The sequence below is a fragment of the Cobetia sp. cqz5-12 genome (genome assembly GCF_016495405.1).
Classification (GTDB): Bacteria; Pseudomonadota; Gammaproteobacteria; order Pseudomonadales; family Halomonadaceae; genus Cobetia.
Window position 1 is genome coordinate 2169820 of sequence record NZ_CP044522.1, and the last position, 18787, is coordinate 2188606.

Annotated in this window: 15 protein-coding genes; 6 read left to right on the forward strand and 9 right to left on the reverse strand. The window is 61.4% G+C overall.

What is annotated here, in order from left to right; all coding sequences use genetic code 11:
- Positions 1 to 396: 396 nt before the first annotated feature.
- The gene (locus tag F8A90_RS09145; RefSeq protein WP_200016779.1) at positions 397 to 1785 is read left to right on the forward strand and encodes a GntP family permease; all 1389 of its coding nucleotides are present in this window, start codon (positions 397 to 399) and stop codon (positions 1783 to 1785) included.
- Positions 1786 to 1952: 167 nt separating this feature from the next.
- Here the strand turns inward: F8A90_RS09145 and F8A90_RS09150 are convergent, their stop codons facing one another.
- From F8A90_RS09150 to F8A90_RS09180, 7 genes are all read right to left on the reverse strand, one after another.
- Positions 1953 to 2276 (reverse strand): hypothetical protein, encoded by a 324-nt coding sequence (locus F8A90_RS09150; RefSeq protein WP_166018033.1) that lies wholly within the window; start codon positions 2274 to 2276, stop codon positions 1953 to 1955.
- A gap of 140 nt (positions 2277 to 2416) precedes the next feature.
- Positions 2417 to 4627 carry an FUSC family protein gene (locus F8A90_RS09155; protein ID WP_200016780.1) on the reverse strand — a complete coding sequence of 737 codons (2211 nt, stop codon included), beginning with the start codon at positions 4625 to 4627 and terminating at the stop codon, positions 2417 to 2419.
- 3 nt (positions 4628 to 4630) lie between these two features.
- Positions 4631 to 5599 (reverse strand): efflux RND transporter periplasmic adaptor subunit, encoded by a 969-nt coding sequence (locus tag F8A90_RS09160; protein WP_166018037.1) that lies wholly within the window; start codon positions 5597 to 5599, stop codon positions 4631 to 4633.
- 105 nt (positions 5600 to 5704) lie between these two features.
- Entirely contained in the window at positions 5705 to 5947 is a 243-nt protein-coding gene (locus F8A90_RS09165) for a DUF1656 domain-containing protein (protein ID WP_233593259.1), read from the reverse strand.
- 418 nt (positions 5948 to 6365) lie between these two features.
- On the reverse strand, positions 6366 to 7661 hold the full coding sequence (locus F8A90_RS09170; protein ID WP_200016781.1) for a TRAP transporter large permease: 1296 nt from the start codon (positions 7659 to 7661) through the stop codon (positions 6366 to 6368).
- On the reverse strand, positions 7651 to 8178 hold the full coding sequence (locus F8A90_RS09175) for a TRAP transporter small permease (RefSeq protein WP_233593260.1): 528 nt from the start codon (positions 8176 to 8178) through the stop codon (positions 7651 to 7653). Before F8A90_RS09175 ends, F8A90_RS09170 begins: the two co-directional genes overlap by 11 nt.
- A gap of 209 nt (positions 8179 to 8387) precedes the next feature.
- Entirely contained in the window at positions 8388 to 9377 is a 990-nt protein-coding gene (locus F8A90_RS09180; RefSeq protein ID WP_200019960.1) for a DctP family TRAP transporter solute-binding subunit, read from the reverse strand.
- 763 nt (positions 9378 to 10140) lie between these two features.
- Between F8A90_RS09180 and F8A90_RS09185 the strand changes: the two genes are divergently transcribed.
- Complete coding sequence (locus F8A90_RS09185) at positions 10141 to 11742, forward strand: MFS transporter (protein WP_200016783.1); 1602 nt, start codon at positions 10141 to 10143, stop codon at positions 11740 to 11742.
- A gap of 201 nt (positions 11743 to 11943) precedes the next feature.
- On the opposite strand, the gene F8A90_RS09190 is transcribed toward F8A90_RS09185, so the two are convergent.
- Positions 11944 to 12702: an RNA polymerase sigma factor FliA gene (locus F8A90_RS09190; protein WP_200016784.1), complete on the reverse strand. Its 759-nt coding sequence runs from the start codon at positions 12700 to 12702 to the stop codon at positions 11944 to 11946.
- Positions 12703 to 13119: 417 nt separating this feature from the next.
- On the opposite strand from F8A90_RS09190, the gene F8A90_RS09195 reads away from it, so the two are divergent.
- Positions 13120 to 14265 carry a FliC/FljB family flagellin gene (locus F8A90_RS09195; protein WP_200016785.1) on the forward strand — a complete coding sequence of 382 codons (1146 nt, stop codon included), beginning with the start codon at positions 13120 to 13122 and terminating at the stop codon, positions 14263 to 14265.
- A 212-nt stretch (positions 14266 to 14477) separates the two neighbouring features.
- On the opposite strand, the gene fliE is transcribed toward F8A90_RS09195, so the two are convergent.
- Positions 14478 to 14840, reverse strand: coding sequence for a flagellar hook-basal body complex protein FliE (gene fliE / locus F8A90_RS09200; protein ID WP_233593261.1), 363 nt, complete (start codon positions 14838 to 14840; stop codon positions 14478 to 14480).
- Positions 14841 to 15109: 269 nt separating this feature from the next.
- On the opposite strand from fliE, the gene fliF reads away from it, so the two are divergent.
- Genes fliF through F8A90_RS09215 form a run of 3 tightly spaced genes read left to right on the forward strand, consistent with a single transcriptional unit; the run spans position 15110 to position 18781 of the window.
- Positions 15110 to 16876 (forward strand): flagellar basal-body MS-ring/collar protein FliF, encoded by a 1767-nt coding sequence (gene fliF, locus F8A90_RS09205; RefSeq protein ID WP_200016786.1) that lies wholly within the window; start codon positions 15110 to 15112, stop codon positions 16874 to 16876.
- On the forward strand, positions 16869 to 17867 hold the full coding sequence (gene fliG, locus F8A90_RS09210) for a flagellar motor switch protein FliG (RefSeq protein WP_153635809.1): 999 nt from the start codon (positions 16869 to 16871) through the stop codon (positions 17865 to 17867). Before fliF ends, fliG begins: the two co-directional genes overlap by 8 nt.
- Before the next feature lie 8 nt (positions 17868 to 17875).
- Positions 17876 to 18781: a FliH/SctL family protein gene (locus F8A90_RS09215; RefSeq protein WP_200016787.1), complete on the forward strand. Its 906-nt coding sequence runs from the start codon at positions 17876 to 17878 to the stop codon at positions 18779 to 18781.
- The last annotated feature ends 6 nt before the right edge of the window (positions 18782 to 18787 follow it).

Here is an 18787-nt window from a genome sequence, read left to right on the forward strand (position 1 = left end):
CTTGGACAACTATTCTGGGTACCCATGTCCCCTGCCCAGGCTTCATGAGTGACGACAACAGCGTGCTGACACAACTCCCTGCTTACCGGTCGACAGAGGTTGCTATTTCTTCGGAACAAAGCAGACACAAGGTAACGGTATATAATTCAATGTAGAACAACCTCTCTTTTCGCTGCGCAAGGCCAGATGGAGTTGGCCCTTGAGTGCTCGCTGACCGCACAGCGCTGCCACTTAAGGCGCATTGTTCTCATGTCAGACAATCTCTAGTGTGCTGGATGTCTCTGTATATAAGCCAACAAATAGCAAAAACAACAGGCCACGCACCTGTAGACAGGACAACCGTCGTCAATGGCAGACGACCCACGACTACGATAACGCCAACTACGAGATACCCCCATGAGTATTCTTGCCATTCTGATATCGCTCGGGCTGCTGATGTTCCTGGCCTACCGCGGTATCACCGTTCTCTTGCTTGCCCCTCTGATGGCCGCCCTCGCCGTCGTTCTGTCAGGAGATGCCGCCGCCCTGCTGCCCAGCTACACCGTGACCTTCATGAGTCAGCTGGGCGGCTATCTGGCCAAGTTCTTCCCGCTGTTCATCCTCGGTGCCCTGTTCGGCCAGTTGATGGCCGATTCCGGGGCCGCGCATGCCATCTCCGAAGGCCTGGTCAAACGCCTGGGAACACGCCATGTGATCCTGACCGTGGTCCTGGCCTGTGCACTGCTCACCTATGGGGGCGTCTCGCTGTTCGTGGTCGCATTCGCGGTCTATCCGATTGGTGCCCAGCTCTTCCAGCGCACCGGCACACCCAAGCGACTGCTGCCCGCGGCCATCGCACTCGGCTCCTTCACCTTCACCATGACGGCACTCCCGGGTACGCCGGCCATCCAGAATGCCATCCCGATTCCCTACTTCCAGACCAACAGCTTTGCAGCGCCAGGCCTGGGCATCATCGCGGGCCTGATCATGCTGGGGCTGGGTACCTGGTGGCTGAAAGGGCGTGCCAGCAAGGCTCAGGCACAGGGCGAAGGCTATGGGGTCCACAAGGATGAAGCGCTGGAGGAATCCCCGGCGCCCGCCGCACAGATGGGCATGATCACGGCGCTGATTCCGCTGGTGATGGTCATCGGCCTCAACGCCCTGCTGACCTACCTGGTTTTCCCGCGCATCGATTTTTCCTACCTGAGCGAGGCCTATCCTGCGCTTGATCCGGCGGGTGCCACCGGCATGTGGTCGATCCTGATCGCGCTGGCCTTCGCCTCCACCTGGCTGGTCATCTCACGCTGGAAGCAGTGGGCCGACCTGAAGACCACCGTCAACAATGGCTGCTTCGGCGCCATGCTGCCGGTCTTCAATACCGCCTCAGAGGTGGGATATGGCGCGGTGATCGCCAGCCTGGCCGGTTTCGCGCTGGTCAAGGAGGCGGTGCTCGGCCTCTATCCGACCAACCCGCTGATCTCGGAAGCGGTGGCGGTCAATGTGCTGGCCGGCATCACCGGCTCGTCATCCGGCGGCATGAGCATCGCGCTGTCAACATTGGGCGAGACCTACCGCGAGATGGCCATCAACGCCGGCATCGACCTGGAACTGATGCACCGCGTGGCCGCACTGGCGGCAGGCAGCATGGACACCTTGCCGCACTCCGGCGCGGTCATCACCCTGCTGGCGATCTGCAAGCTGACTCACCGCCAGTCCTACGGCCAGATGTTCATGATGACGGTAGCCTTCCCGATGCTGGCCCTGATTGCGGTCGTGACCCTGGGCAGCCTGGTCGGCAGCTTCTAAGCCCTATCAGCGCCACAACTGCAGGAAGTATTCGAACATGAGTGGAGCAAGATGACGCCAGGCCAACGACAAGAAGGTCAATGACAAGAAGGTCAATGACAAGAAGACCACCCATTCGGGTGGCCTTCTTGTTGAGCAATCATGCTAGCCAACAACGCGCTGACATCTCAGTAGACGTGGTGAACCCGCTGCGGGTCCAGCGTCTCATGACGTGCCCGCGTCTTGATCCATAGCGTAAGGTCATCGCGGTCGGTGCCGGGATTCTCGGCGACCCACTCGACGATACGCGAGGCAATGAATTCGGCATGAAACTCGTCGTCGAACTGCAGCAGCATCAGGTCCTCGCCCGCCTGGGAGATACGCAACAATACCTCGCTTGCCGGCAGTACATAGAGATTCAACTCATGCAGATATTGCGTCGTGAAGGTCACGCGCCGAAAACGCTCGGGAACATTGCGCCCACTATTGCTGATATCGTTCATGAAAGCCATGGCTCTCTCCTACAGTAAGGCGCTAATACATTTCGCTCATTTTTGAGCTGACCTTATTATCATAGCGCAGAAGATATGCTGCGGGCCGGTTTATAAGAACATTTTGTTAAAATCTGCAAGTGACTCTCATTAACGCACTATCAGCTGTGGCGTTGGCGTAGCGCATCACTCTGCAAGGTTAGCTGAACTCGTGTCAGCCAGCCCGCCAGCAGCGCCTGCTTGTGCCGACTCATGGTGCGATGTTGCTCGATCACTTCGCATAATCGATCACCGGCCGCACGCATTCTGGTAGGGCTCTCCCCTCGGGCACAGCGTTGATAGTCATCCGCCAGCGCATGGATCAATTCGCGCAAGGCGTGCTGTACCGGGCGTGGCACATCGTTGCCCAATTCCCGCCGCACGAAGCCTATGCCGCGTCCGATATCCATCCCTGTCAGGCCCAACGTCAGTAGCGGCATGCCGAGCACTTGCTCCTGCGCAGCATCTGGCTGGCCGTTTGCAGTTTCGCCACTGCGGCGCGCTTCCTGTTCACGACTGCGAGTCTGTTCATGCCGGGCCAGGCGCAGCAGCCTGTCGCCCATACGGCCGCCGAACCAGCTGTCCAGGCGTTCGGTGGAGCGCTCCGCCAGCTCACGAATATCACTCGCCGTGGCGCGAATCAGCTGGCGCTTGTCCCAACCGGCTCCCGGCACAGGGATCAGGCGGAATCCGATGATGGTCACGATCAGACCTATCCCGGCTGCAAGACTCCGATTGAGGGTGTAGGCGACATCGAAGGTCATGCCGTTGTCCGGCATCACCAGCAGAATATTGAATACCACGAAGGGCAAGGCGATCCCCGCCAGCGCCGGCACGACGGAGCCCATCAGGCCGAGGAACAGGGGAATACTGAAGATGATCACGAAGGGCACGAAGTGCTGAGCGTGACTGAGCATGACATTGCCGAACAGCAATACGCTCGGGACCGCCAGCAACAGGCCCTTGAGCACCATCGGAATGATCGGCGCCGGATCACCGCGACTGACGAAGATGCCCGAGAACAGCGTGCCCAGCAGCATGGCCACCGCACCGTTGTCCCACGCCGTCGCAAGCCAGAAGATCGCTGTGGCACTGAAGATGGTCATCGCACGCAGCGCATCGATGGCGGCGCGACCATGATCGCGGTGCCAACTCATGCTTGGCTGACGCAGCTGATGTCGGCCGGGATGATTGATGACCTCACGTGCCTGCAGGATGACAAGCGCATGCCCCAGTACCTCACGCAGACTGAACAGCAGCCGAGCCTCCAGCGCGGTAATGCTTCGCTGACCGCGTGACAGACGCAGACATTCCCCGCGCAGCTCCTTGAGCGTCTTGCGGGCCTGAGCCGTGCCCTGGTTGTCTGCCATGCTCTGAAAGGCCGCCCCCAGGCGTTGCATCAGGTCCTGCGTCGGCTGGCTGAAGCGTTCGGCTTCCTGTCTCCGGGTCTGGTCAAGCTCACCAGGTTCTGCGCTTTTCTCACCGTCATCGCGCTGTGATGGCACGAAGAACTCGGGATGCCGCAGCTGGTGCAGGGCCTTGAGGGTCGCGTAGAGACGCATGCTACGCCGCGTCAGCAGGTGTACGCCGCGAATGCGCCCCTTGCCCTGAGGGCCTTCATAACGTGCCGAGTGGGCATCGATCTCGAGATTGTTGAGCGCATCCAGTCCGGTCATCATCTGCTCGAGCATCGCCATGCGTTCCTGATGCTGATCCTTTTGCCCTCCAGTAGTCTTGCCTCCCTCTAACGGCATCGAGAAGGCCAGCGCCATATAGCGGAAGGTGGCGTTCACCGCCGTATCCGACAGCTTGCCGAGATGATCACGCACGCGGATCGGCCAGACCAGCGCACTCACGACGACGGCACACAACGCACCAAGACTCAGCTCACTGAGACGTGCCAGCGCTACCGAGAAGAAGTCGTCCGGCGCCGAGGACGTCAGCACCACGATGATCATGCAGGCCACCGCCGCCATCACACAGCCATAGGACAGATTGTTGTGTGTCAGCGAGGCGCCATAGATGCATAGCCCGATCCACAGCGTGACAGAGCCCAGCGCCAGTTCGGGGACCTGGGCAAAGCAGCCCATGATCACCACCGCCACACAGGTACCGACGAAGGTACCCGTGACCTGACAGATACCCTTCTCTACCACCATGCCCGACATGGGACGTGTCTGCAGAAACGCCGCCGAGATCAGCGCCCAATAGGGTCGATCGAGATCGAAGAAGAAGGCGGCGTAGAGGGCCAGCGCCATCGCCAGCACACCCTTGGTAGCAAACTTGAGCGCGAACGGCGAAGGCCTGAGGAAGGCGGCCAGAGCGGGAGACATGGATCAGTGCTTCCCGTCAGCGTCTTGAACGGTCTGAACTGACTGGGCAGCAGATTCCGCCTTGTCATGCGTCACCTCATCATTGCCGTCCTCAGCAGCGATCAGCCTGACACTCGCCGTCATGCCGGCGGCAAGATTGACACCTGAGGCACGCACCGCCTCGATATCATCGAACTCCACCCGCACCGGAATGCGCTGCGCCAGACGCACCCAACTGAAGGTGGCACTGACCTGGGGCAGCTGCTGGGCATTGGTCGCGGTATTGTCATCGGCGATGCCTTGACCGATCCCCACGACTCGCCCCTTGAAGTCTTCATTGCCGCTCATCAGCGTGATCTGGACCGGATCGCCCGGACGCACATGCTGCAACTTGGTCTCCTGGAAGTAGGCGCTCAGGTAGAAGGAATCATCCTTGATCAACGCCATCACCGCCGTGCCTGCCGTGACGTAATTGCCCTGACTGAGGTGCATGTTGAGGATGCTGCCGTCGGCGGGTGCCACCACACGCGTACGATCGAGATCCAGCTGCGCGGATTGCACCGCGGCCTCGGCCTGTTGCACATCAGCGCGGGCGACCTCGGCTTCCAGGCGCGCACTGTCGCGTTCTTCCTCACTGATGGCACGATTGGTCAAGCGACCACGACGATTGGCTTCATGCTCCTTCAGGCTCAGGGTCGCCTTGGCACTGGCCAGACTGGCCTTGGCCTTGGCGAGCGCGGCCTCGTAGCGCGCACGATCGACCTGAAGGATGACGTCCCCTTCCTTGACGCGCGTGGTATCCGCCACGTTCAGCTCACGCACCCAGCCGGAGACATCCGGACTCAGCGTGATCACCTCGGCGCGCACCCGAGCATCACGCGTCCAGGGACTGTACATGTAGGTATTCCACAGCCACACGGCACACCAGGCTGCAGCCGCCACCAGACATAGAGTAATGATCCATTTGACGGCTTTGTGTCGCAGGTTGCGCATGCGGTTTCCTTGGGGGATAGAGGAACTGGAGGAAATGGGTGCCACGAAAGGATTCGCGGGGACATCAGGGTGACGAATGGCGAAACGCTGAAGGCATGACGTACGTCACGTCACGAGGGCTACCACCGCCGCCAGACAGATGACAAACAGCGAGATATCGAACCAGGCCTCGAACCAGAGCTCGTGATTGGCCAGCAGACGATGCAGCAGCGTACGAATGAGGCCCGCCGCCAGCAGGGCGACCAGGGCATAGACCAACATCGGGCTGATCAGGAATTCCCCGACCACCATTTCATGCAGCGCATTGAAGCCAGACCCAACATCGTTGCCTGCGGCGATTTCCTTCATCGAGATGTCCTTGACTTGCGTTATGCGATAGCTGATTCCCGACTGATATAGATCCGACGGCCATGCGTGCAATCAGCGTTCAACGATGGTGGCAGCCTGACGTGCATTCAAGGCCCGCGGGTGAACTGTTCCACCAGGCGAACTTTGTGGGCAGCGTCATCGCTGAGAATATATGCAGGCTAACATTTTTCCGCGCCGCGCACCGTTGCGTCAGAAGAATCACCCCATTCCCTGCACAGCGCGCCACTAGAGTCCGCTTTCCATTTGGCCAAGCGCTAATCAGCACAACCGGCATGAACAACAGTGATTCAGATGGTAGCAGCGGCCAAGGTGTCCTGAGACGCAAAACGGCTTGCCCAGAAGGCAAGCCGTTTGTTTTGCATAGTGAAGACCACAAGCGTGTGATCGTGAAGGTTTACTACACCGCGTAGCCGAGCACGCGTGGCAGCCACAAGGCGAGCTCAGGGAACAGCATCACCACCGCCAACGCCGCCAGCATCGCCATCACGAAGACCATCGCCCAACCGACCGTCTTCTCGAGCCGTACCCCGGCCACGCTACTGGTCACCATCAGATTGACCGCCACTGGCGGAGTGAACTGCCCGATCGCGATATTCATCGCCAGCAGGATACCGAACCACACCGGATGCCAGCCAAAGTGCTGCATTACCGGAATCAGCACCGGCATCAGGATCAGGTAGATGGAGACCGCATCCAGCAGCATCCCGGCGATCAGCACCGCCACCATCACCAGTATCAGCAGCGTCGTTCCGCTATCCGACAGCGTGATCAGCCATTCAGCGAGATGGCGGAAGGTACCCAGCATGGTGCCCGCCCAGGCGAATATGCCCGCCAGCGCGATGATCAGCATCACCACCCCCGAGATCACCGCTGCTTCCCTTAGCAGTTCCCACACCTGAGAGAGCTTGAGCTCACGGGTGATGAAGAGCCCGACACACAGCCCGTAGGCGGCCGCGACCACTGCCGCTTCCGTGGGCGTGAAGAGGCCTGAGCGCAGCCCGCCGAGGATGATCACCGGGGCCAGCAGCGCGGGAATCGCTGCGCGGAACGCCGGACCCAGCGCGATACGCTCGACCTGAGTCGGGTCTTCCCAGCGATAGCGCCGCGAGAGGAACCAGGCCGGCAACAGCAAGGCCACACCCACCAGCAAGCCCGGAATCAGCCCTGCGGCAAACAGCGCGCGCAGATCCACCCCCGGCACCACGATGGAATAGAGGATCAACGCGATGGAGGGCGGGATCAGGATCGCCGTGGAGGCCGAGGCCGCAATCAGCGTCGCCGAGAACGCCTTGGGATAGCCCGCCCGTGTCATGCTGGGGATCATCACCATCGCCACCGCGGCGGCATCCGCCGGGCCGGAGCCACTCATGCCGCCCATGATCAGACACACCAGCACCGCCACCAGCGCGAGCCCTCCATGACGCGGCCCGATCAACGCCTGGGCGAAGCGCACCAGCCGCGCCGCCACGCCAGCACGCTCGAATACCAGCCCGGTCAGGATGAACAGCGGAATGGCGATCAGCGGATACTTGGCGATGCTGTTGTAGGTATTGGTGCCGAGGGTGGCCAACATGCTGACCGGCAGCCCCGCGACGATACCTACCGCCCCCGATAGCCCCAGTGCGAAGGCCACCGGCACGCCGAGGATCAACAGGGCGGCGAAACTTGCGAGCAACCAGAGATCAGGACTCATGATCTGACTCCTTGTGCTCTGCCGACGCATCCTGACCGGATCCCTGACCCGGCCCTTGCGCAAGACGCTCGACACACTGCTGCAGCTGACGCCAGGCCATCGCCAGCGCCAATATCGGCAGCCAGATCACGTACCACCAGTTGGGCAGGCCCAGTCCCGGCGACAGCGAGTCCCACTGATACTCCTCCAGCGCGAAGGTGCCGCCAAACCAGATGACCAATCCGAGCACGACCAGCACCGCCAGGGTCTGCAATACCATGACCAGTCGCCAGAGCGGCAACGGCAGCACGTCTTCCAGCAACGCGATACGAATATGTGCCTGACGGCGAATCGCCACCGAGGCGCCCGCCAGCGTCAATAACACCAGCAGGAAGACCGAGAATTCCTCGGTAAAGGCAAAGGAGGCATCGGTGGCGTAACGCACCACCACGTTGGCCAGACTGATGATGCCGATCAGACCCAGCGCCAACGCCGCCAGCCAGGATTCCGGCCGCACGCGTGGCGGTGGTCTGCCCACGGGGGCAGGCGCTCCGTTGGTGCCAGTTTGATGTGAGGTTTGTTGAGACGGTCTTTGAGACGATTGTTGCGACTTTTGCGACATGACACGCGATCCACACGAACGCCGAGGCTGTCAGGCCCCGGCGTGGTTCTTCACTCAATAACGCGCACAGACCGCATTATTCCCGATGTCATCTGCTCCGTGAGCAGCGGCGATCATGGCCAGACTCAGCGCGAGGCCTCCACCTCGGCACGTGCCGTCTCGACCAGTGCTTCACCGATCTTCGGTGTCCAGCTTTCGTAGACCGACTGGGTGGCGTCACGGAAGGCCTGCATCGCATCCTCATCGAGCTTGACGACATTCACGCCGCGCGCCTCGATATCCGCCAGCCGCTGGGCATTGCCTTCACGACTCATGGCGATCTCCCAGGCACCCGCTTCCCTGGCGGTCTCGGTCAGCAGAGTGCGCTCTTCCTCGCTGAGCGACTTCCAGACACGCTGGTTGGCGGCGAAGATCAGCGGGTCTGCCATGTAGTGCCATAGTGTCAGATGGGTCTGACCGACCTGATCAATGCGCGCGACATCGAACACTGACAGCGGGTTCTCCTGACCATCCACCGCGCCGGTGGTCAGCGCCGGCTTGGCATCCGCCCAGCTCATCTGGGTCGGGTTGGCGCCCAGCGCCGTGAAGGTGTCCTGGAACAGCGGCGAGCCCACCACACGAATCTTCAGGCCCTTCAGGTCGTCCGGCGTAGTGATCGATTTCGAGGAATTGGACACCTCACGGAAGCCGTTCTCGCCCCATGCCAGCGGCTTGATGCCCTTGGACTCGATGGCGGCGAAGACCTGCTTGCCCGACTCGCCCTGGGTCAGTGCATCGATGGCGGCGTGGTCCGGCATCAGGAACGGCAGCGAGAACAGGTTGAGCTCCGGCACCTGGGGCGACCAGTTGATGGTCGAGCCCACCGCGAGATCGATCAGCCCCTGACGCATGGCCGAGAACTCCTTGGTCTGATCTCCCGCCACCAGCTGGGCATTCGGATAGACACGCAGGGTGAGCTCGCCACCGGAGCGCTCCTCGACCAGTTCCGCCCACTTCTCGGCCGCCTGCCCCCACGGGAAGGCATCTGACAGCACGGTGGAAACCGACAGTTCACGGGCCTCGGCATCACTGGCCATCAGCGGTGACAGCAAGGCCAGACCAAGCACGCCCGCCATCAGGGCAGAGCGCCCCGTGGCAGCAACACGCGGGCGGGCGGTATGGCTTTCAGCAAGAGCTGGCGAATGATCCAGAGAAGAAGCCGCTGAATGATCCGAAGAGCGGTGATGCAGATGACGAGAGGCGGGGCCAGCGTTGGCGAGTGCGGCGGTCAGGGTCATGAATAACCTCTTGATTATGATGTTGTTGAGTGTGTCCTCGGGCAGATTCGCATCTACTTTGGTCGCTGACCATTCGACCATGCGACAGATCGGCGCTTTTTCGACGCTCACATGCCATCTCGCTGCATTACCGATTACTGTATATTCATCCACCCCTCGGGTTTTCCAAGACCTCTTGCGTACGAAACGCTCGACCATGGGGTGTCATCAGCGTGTATTGCCAAGGAGTGCATCCAGCGATTCAAGAGGACCAACCTTGGTGCAGGCCCCGCCAACAGGGAGTTTGACGATATTCCCCTTTGCATGATGCCGTGCCTTTTACAACGCCAGCGTGTCCCGAGTCCGTGTCGGGGCATGATTTCATGGGTAACTGTATATTTATCCACCCCATTACATCCTTGAGACAAACTTCACGATATGTCGCCTTTCAACCACGCAATGGCGCACCACGGGTCGCAGATAGCGGATTCGGCCGGTAGACTGAGCGCCGTTCCCGCAAGGACCGATCACGACTGACCACCACCACGCACGCAAGTGTCGTACCTGACATCTCGTCGGCACCGCTTGAACGGTCCCGACCCTGACCGATGAGGCCCCTTCCATGCCGCACCCCCAGCAGGAAGCCGTACCCACTCCCACCTTCGAGACCGAGCCGCTCGACACGTCGCCCAAACGACTGCAGCCGACCAGCAGTCTCGGCGCAGCGGTCGTTCTGTGGTCGCTGCTGCTGGGAATGGGGATGCTGATGCTGGCCAACGGGCTGCAGGGCAGTCTGTTGGGGATTCGTGCTTCCTCGGAAGGCTTCAGCAACACCATGACGGGCATCATCATGTCGGCGTACTTCGCCGGCTTCCTGCTGGGCTCGACACTTGCACCGCGCAAGCTGCGTCGGGTCGGCCATGTGCGCACCTTCGCGGCGCTGGCCTCCATCACCTCGGTGTGTATCCTGATCCACGCACTCTATGTGGTGCCCGAGGTGTGGATCGCGATGCGCTTCATCACCGGTTTCGCCTTCGCCGGTCTCTACGTGGTGGCAGAAAGCTGGCTCAACAGCCAGGCGACCAACCAGATGCGGGGCCGCCTGCTGGCCATCTACATGGTGATCACCTATCTGGGCATGGGCGGCGGCCAGTTGCTGCTCAACGTCGCCAACCCGAATACCTATCTGCTGTTCATCCTGGTCTCGGTGATCATGTCCTTGGCGCTGGTGCCAATGCTGCTTTCCGCCTCACCGCAACCGGAAGGCGCACAGCCGGAGGCCATGGGGCTGGTGCGCCTGCTGCGCCTCGCGCCGCTGGGCACCCTGGGCGGCTTCGCCACCGGTATCGCCAACGGCACCGTCTTCGGCATGGGCGCGGTGTATGCCGACCGCGCCGGCCTGCCGGTGCAGGAAGTCTCCTGGTTCATGGGTGCCTTCATCCTGGGGGCCGCCCTGCTGCAATGGCCGCTGGGCAAACTCTCCGACAAGCTCTCGGCCAAGAAGGTGATTCTGGGTTGCAGTCTCGGGGCGATCGCGCTGTCCATCGGCGGCGTGCCGTTCAGTGGTGGCAGCATGCTGACCATGGCGCTGCTGGGGGCGGGGCTCGGCGGGCTGATCCTGACCCAGTACTCGCTGTTCCTGGCGGCGGCCAACAACCTGCTGACCACGCCACAAATCATCTCCGCCAGCGGCACGCTGGTACTGATGCATGGCGCGGGCGCGATTCTGGGCCCGCTCACCGCGGGTCTGCTGATGGAGCGCTTCGGGGCCGTCGGCTTCCTCTACACCCTGACCGCCATTCACGTACTGATCGTGATTCTGGCCGCCAGTGTCACCAGCAAGCCGCGACAGGTGCTGGATGCCGAGGAAGGCGATCACCCCGGTCACTATGTGGTGGCGCCCTCCACCACCAGTCCGCTGAGTGCCGCCTGGGTCGAGGAAGCCATCACCGAGCCGGAAACCGGTCAGCTGGAATTCGACTTCGATGCCGAACCTGAGCCGGAGCCGAGCGAGGAAGAACTCGCCGCCCAGCAACAGGAAGCAACCTCCGAAGCAGAAGAAGGCGTCGTGCAGCAGGTCGACAATGAGGAAGGCGTGATGAACGACCGCGTCACCGGCATGGAAGACGACTGGCACCTGGATGGCCATATCGACGAGCAGGCACAGCACCTCAGCGAAGAGGAACGTCGCGTCAAGTCGGAGCCGGAGCGTGAGAGCTACTGATCACGTCTGACGACATGCTCGAGTGATAGACAAGAACACCGCCTCTCGGGGCGGTGTTCTTGGTTGGGGCGGGCGACACAGGGACAGGAGAAACTGAGATAGGAGGAACAAGGGCAGGCGTAACAGCAAGACGGTTCAGCAAAAGGATAAAGCTCGGGGAAACGAAGAAGGCTCAAAACGATAGAGTCTCAGGATAGAGGCTCAGCGGCGACGCTTGCCCGCCCGCGCTACCAGATGCGGCGCCAGCACTCCCTGCAGACGGCGTACGGCCTGGGAATGCAGCTGCGAGACACGCGATTCGGTGACATCGAGTACCGCGCCGATCTCCTTGAGGTTGAGCTTCTCCTGATAATAGAGCGCCATCAACAGCTTCTCGCGCTCCGGCAGCCGCGCGATGGCCTCATTCAAGGCCCGCCGCGTATCGGCCTCTTCCAGCGCATCATGCGGCAAGGCAAACGGCGTGGTGAAGGGCGTCGCCTCGGGCGAGGCATGACCACCCGCCAGCCCGCCTTCCTCATCCATCATCTCGTCCAGCGACATCACCATGCCATTGTTGGTATCCAGCAGCAGGCGTCGGTAATCCTCCAGCTCAAGCCCCATGACAGCGGCGATCTGGGTCTCCTCGGGCGGATAGCCCAGGCTCTGCTCCAGTTGCTGGATCACGCTCTCAAGCTCGCGCCCGGCCCGGCGCACACTGCGCGGCAACCAGTCTCGCGAGCGCAGCTCATCGAGCATCGCACCCCGGATGCGCTGACTGGCATAGGTGGCAAAGCTGGCACCGTGGCCCTGCTCATAGCGGCCCACGCATTCGCACAACCCCAACATGCCGGCCTGAATCAGATCCTCGAGATCGACACTCGCTGGCAAGCGCACCTGCAACTGCAGCGCGATCCGGCGCACCAGCGGCTGATACTCGGTGTAGATATCCTGCTGGGCCATGCGCCCTTTGGCGGTATACATCGGCGTCCTGGTCCTCGCTTGCATCCCTCGGGGTCGTTTGACTCAGGGTCGTGCCCCCATCCTCGGGACTCCTGTTCCCAGCGTATTGTCGCGCCCCCGCCACAAACCATTCGCTCGAATAGCTACCCTCAGCGACGGCTTTCCTGCCTTACGTCGCCACTCCGCCTCGGGGAGACGGAAACGAAGGCAGGCTGGAAGAGACAGAAAGGTAAGACGAGACACGCCCCCACCAGCAGGTCGACGAATGTCGCGAGCATCTCGCGGGCAGAGCCAGAAACTCAGCCGGAACGAGCAACATCAAAAGGCCGCAAAAAATTTCTAAAGTTCTGTCGCGCCGCGACGATAACTGAAGCAACGGCACAGGAGTCGTTACTGGCGACACGCCATCTATCTCCCCATTACGACAGGAAGTGACACATGGCTTCAGTGATCAATACCAACACCCTTTCCATGGTGACTCAGCAGAACCTGAATCAGTCCCAGAACGCCCTGAACACCTCCATGGAACGTCTGTCCTCCGGCCTGCGCATCAACAGCGCCAAGGACGACGCCGCCGGCCAGGCCATCGCCAACCGCATGGATTCCCAGATCACCGGCCTGTCCCAGGCACAGCGTAACGCCAACGACGGCATCTCTGTTGCACAGACCGCTGAAGGCGCATTGAACCAGGTCAACGATAACCTGCAGCGAGTCCGTGAGCTGACTGTCCAGGCACAGAACGGCACCAACAATGCCGATGACCTGAGCTCCATCCAAGATGAAATCACCATGCGTCTTGAGGAGATTGATCGTATCTCCGAGCAGACAAGCTTCAATGGTATTGACGTACTTGCCGCAGACCAAGGTCTTGAAATTCAGGTAGGTGCCAATGACGGCGAAAAAATTACAATTGACCTTAAACAAACAGATGTAGCCTCATTATCTCTCACTAATTTTGACCCTACACAACAAGCAGAACCTGAGCTGGGCGAAGTAGTTGCAGTCAATAGCACTTTGGGTGAAATCTACGAAGTTAAAGATGAAGATGGAACTATTGCTCAGTATGCAGCAAAAGATGATGATGGGAATCTTATCGCTCTGGCAGATGCTGGTGGTGATAAGAGTGATGGTACTAATTGGTCGGCAATCACCTACACAGACGAAGATGGTAATACTGAAAATGCCACATTGGCACTAAATGATTCAGGCGTAGCGACAGTCGGTGCTACAGCAGAAGACGGGGATTTTTATACTGTCACAGATGGCGCTGACTGGAGCTCTGCTGTCGCTGGGACAGCAGTAACCACTCAACCTGGAGCACTGGCCCAAATCGATGCTGCTCTCAAGCAAATCGACAGCCAGCGTTCCGACCTCGGTGCCGTGCAGAACCGTTTCGATTCTGCCATCACCAACCTGGCGACGACTGAAACCAACCTGGCGTCTGCCCAGTCGCGTATTCAGGATGCTGACTATGCAGAAGAAGTCTCCAGCATGACCACTGCACAGATTCTGCAGCAGGCAGGGACTTCCATGCTGACCCAGGCCAACCAGGTGCCGCAGAACGTGCTGTCACTGCTGGGCTGATCTCTGGCTCGCATGCTGCATGGGCCTGTCACTCATCAAGAGTGGCAGGCCCGCAGCTGGCAGAGGATAGTGGCCTTGTTGATATGGGTCCTTTTAGTTAACAGCGCTCTTGCATTTCAACCTCAGCCAGCGATAACCAGCAGCACCAGCGGCAAACAAAAAAAGGGCAGACGCATAGCGTCTGCCCTTTTTCATTGGAATGCGAGTTTTAATCACACCGCCATATTCATGATTTCCTTGTAGGCGCTGAGCAACTTGTTGCGCACCTGCACGGTCATCTCGAATTCCAGTGAGGCCTTCTGGCCCGCCACCATGACCTGATCGAGGCTGACATCCGGGCTGCCCAACTCGAAGGCCTTGGCCTGCCCTGCCGCGACCTGCTGTGACTGGCTGACGCGCGCCAGCGAATCCTTGAGCATGCCGGCAAAGCCCTGCGCATCCGCGCCGCTGGCCTCTGACACTGCGCCTACCGGCTGAGCGTTGCTCCCGGCCGCCTGCGCCGCCATCTGATCGAGCTGCTGCAGACTGCCCGTCATCGCGGATGACATCGCCGCGCCGACTGCCTCAATCGCCATCTCGCCTCTCCTTTCTCAACGCGCGCCATTCATCTGCCGCTTTCAGTGGGGCTCAGACTACCAGTCAGTCGAGTGGCTGAAGGTGACTAATACCCCTGTTTTGCGACGCTATTCGTCTGATTGGATATGCGCTCAGCTTCGATAATGGCCAGCCTACGCAAAAAGGCGATGCGAAACGTGAGGTTGTTGGCCCTTCGCTTTCACGTCTCGCCCTGCTTGCTGGAATCACCCGCTGCGAGTTCAGACCACGGCGCTTATCGGACATCTGCATGAGTACACCCAGCCAGACAGCGCCCCAGTCGGGCACCTCGTCGACGTCATCATCACCGGACAAGCCAGCCAATCCCTTGCTGGCGCGCCTGGCGGCATTGCCACGCCTGCCGCTCATCATGGCGGCTGCCTTCAGCGTGGCCGTCATTGTCGCGTTGTTGCTGTGGGGCGCTGGCACCCAGTGGAGCGTGCTCTATCGCGACCTGCCCGCCAGCGAAGGCGGCGAGATCGTCGCACAGCTGGAGCAGACCGGCGTGCCCTATCGACTGAGCAATGAAGGCGCCACCGTCGAGGTCCCCAAGGAAGATGTCTATCGCCTGCGCCTAGCACTTGCCCAGCAGGGCCTGCCCAGTCAGGGCGGTTCCGGCTTCGAACTGATGGATACCCAGGCCTTCGGCATCAGCCAGTTCACCGAACACGTCAATTATCAGCGCGCCCTGTCCGGCGAACTGTCGCGCACCATCGCCAGTCTCGAGCCGGTGTCCAGCGCCCGTGTGCACCTGGCGCTGCCGGAAGATTCCGTCTTCGTGCGCGAGCGCCGCCCAGCGACGGCCTCCGTCGTGGTTGAACTCAAGGGCGGCCAGCAGCTCAAGGCACGTCAGATCCAGGCCATCCAGCATCTGGTGGCCGGCAGCGTGCAGGGCCTGGCAAGCGAAGATATCACTGTCGTCGACCAGGACGGCAATCCGCTGTCGCGCCCGGCGGGCGATGCGCTCAACCTCGATGGCAGTGCGCTGGAATACGCCCAGGCCCTGGAGCGCAGCTATCAATCGCGCATCAATGCCCTGCTGACGCCACTGGTGGGACGCGACAACTTCCGCGCCGAGGTCAGCGCTCAGCTCGACTTCTCCCACGCCGAAGAGACCGAAGAGCACTACACGCCCAACCAGCAACCGGGCAGCGCAGCAGTGCGCAGTGAACAGCTCAACAACACCGGCGCCGGCGAGATGCTCGGCATCGGCGGCGTGCCGGGCGCCCTCTCCAACACGCCCCCGGGAATTGCCGCCTCGCCCATCAATGCCGATGACGCGGCGAATGCTGATGGCAGAACACAGACAGACGACGCGGCCAGCGGTCTGAGCAACTATCAGCGCAGCAGCACCATCAACTATGAAGTCAACAAGCGCGTGCGCCACACCCGTGCTCGCCTGGGTCGCCTCGACAATCTCTCGGTGGCGGTGGTGATCAATCACCGTCGCAGCATGGACAGTGACGGCAACCCGATCAGCGAGCCGCTCGCTGCTGACCAGCTGGCACAGATCGATTCGCTGGTGCGCGAGGCGATGGGCTTCAATGCCGAACGTGGCGATAGCCTAAGCGTGATCAATGCGCCCTTCATGACCGCCGAACAGCAGAACGCCGGCCCGCCGCAGCAATGGTGGGAGAAGTGGCTGAACAATCCCGAGATGCAGGCGCTGGCCATCGAGCTTGGCCGCTACCTGATCATCGGTTTCATCGCCTGGCTGCTGTATCGCAAGTTGCTGCGCCCGCTGCTGCGTCCGCAGGAGGCCTACCAGACCATCGGTCAGCCGCCCGGCACTCAGGCAGCCGGCAGCGCCGCGGGTGGCATCGCCGGCATGGAGTCAGGCCTGGCGACGGCCAACGGTGAGCTGGGCAGCATGATGGCGAGTCAGACAGCACCGGCCAGCGGCCCGCGCACGCCGACCACCTATCAGCAGAACCTCAAGGATGCACGTGACATGGCCCGCGATGATCCGCGCATGGTCGCCATGATCCTCAAGAACTGGATGAGTCACCATGAGTAAGACACTGACGAACATGGAACGCAGCGCTGCCCTGATCATGAGCCTCGACGAGGACAGCGCCGCAGAGGTCTTCAAGTTCCTGTCTGCCCAGGAGATCCAACAGCTCAGCGCGACGATGACCAACATGCCGCAGGTCACTCAGGAGCAGATGGCGAAGACGCTGGAGGCATTCCACGCCGACAGCGAGCAGTTCAGCGCCGTCAACCTGCTCTCCACTGACCATATCCGCTCGGTGCTGGTGAAGGCGCTGGGTCAGGAGCGTGCCAGCTCGCTGCTCGAAGACATCTACGAGAGCTCCGGTCAGAACAATGGCATCGAGACGCTGAACCTGATGGAGCCGCCGCTGGTGGCCGAGATGATCCGCGACGAGCACCCGCAGATCATCGCCACCATCATGGTGCACCTGGAGCGCCATCAGGCCTCGCAGATTCTCGAGCACTTCTCCGACACCCTGCGCAACGATGTGCTGCTGCGTATCGCCACCTTCAGTGGCGTGCAGCCGGCAGCCCTGCAGGAACTGACCGAAGTGCTGAGCAACATGCTCAGTGGCCAGAACCTCAAGCGCAGCAAGATGGGCGGCATTCGTACCGCGGCCGAGATACTCAACCTGATGCCGGGGCAGCAGGAAGAGCAGGTGCTCGAGGCGATGCGCCACCACGACGAGAGTCTGGCGCAGCAGATCATCGACGAGATGTTCGTGTTCGAGAATCTGGTCGGGCTCGAGGACCGCTCCATCCAGCTGCTGCTCAAGGAAATCGACAACGAGACGCTGGTCACGGCGCTCAAGGGCTCCCCCGAGGCGATCATCCAGAAATTCCTGCAGAACATGTCGCAGCGTGCCGCCGAGATGCTGCGTGATGACATGGAGGCGCGTGGCCCGGTGCGTGTCAGCCAGGTCGAGGCCGAACAGAAGAGCATCCTGCAGACGGTACGTCGACTCGCCGACAGCGGCGAGATCGTGATCAACAGCGGTGGCGAGGACTATGTCTAGTGAGCGCCATGTCCAGTTCTGATCCGCATCATGACGCGCCTGAGCCGTGGACCGAGCACGACGTGGCGAGCAGCGACGACATGCATCAATGGCAGCCGCTGGAACTCGACGCGCTGGATGGCAAGCCCACAGCGTCTCAGTCGGGTGGCGGCTTTCAAGCTGGCATGCCGCACACTGCGGCGCCGGATGTCGGTCTGATCCGGCGCATGGCACAGCGTGCTCGCTCGACCTTCGAGCAGGAGACGCTAGAGCAGCAACAGGCGGCACGTGACGAAGGCTATGCCGCGGGTGAGAAAGCCGGTTATGAAGCGGGTCTGGCGCGTGCAAGGCAGGAAGCCGCCGAGCAGGCGGCGCATCAGGCCGAGGCCGCCCAGCAGGCACTCGAACAACAGGCCGCCCAGCTGGAACCGCTGATCGAGAACCTGCAGCAGTCGCTGGCGTGCCTGGATGAGCAGATCAGCGATGAGCTGGCGGCGCTGGCCATCAGCGTCGGTCAGCATCTGGCCCGCGAGGCATTTCGTGCCCACCCGGAGCACATCATCGACAGCGTGCGCAGCCTGCTGGCGGCTGACCCGCCGCTGATCGGCCGCCCGCGCCTGTATCTGAATCCTGACGACCTGCCGCGCGTCGAGCAGGCGATGGGCGAACAGCTCGCCAGGCTGGGCTGGCAATGTCTGCCGGACGCCAGCCTGAGCCTCGGCGGGTGTCGCGCCGAGGCCGACAGCGGCTGTCACGATGCCAGCCTCGAGAGCCGCCTGGACATGCTGTCACGCCAGCTGCGCCATCGCGGCAGCGCCGATGGCAGCCTGCATGGCAAGGACGAGGCCAGCGGCTCGCGCATCGTGCAACGCCAGGCGTCAGAACATGCACAGCCAGAGCAGGCACGCACTGAGCTGGCAGGAGATCGCACATGAGTGACA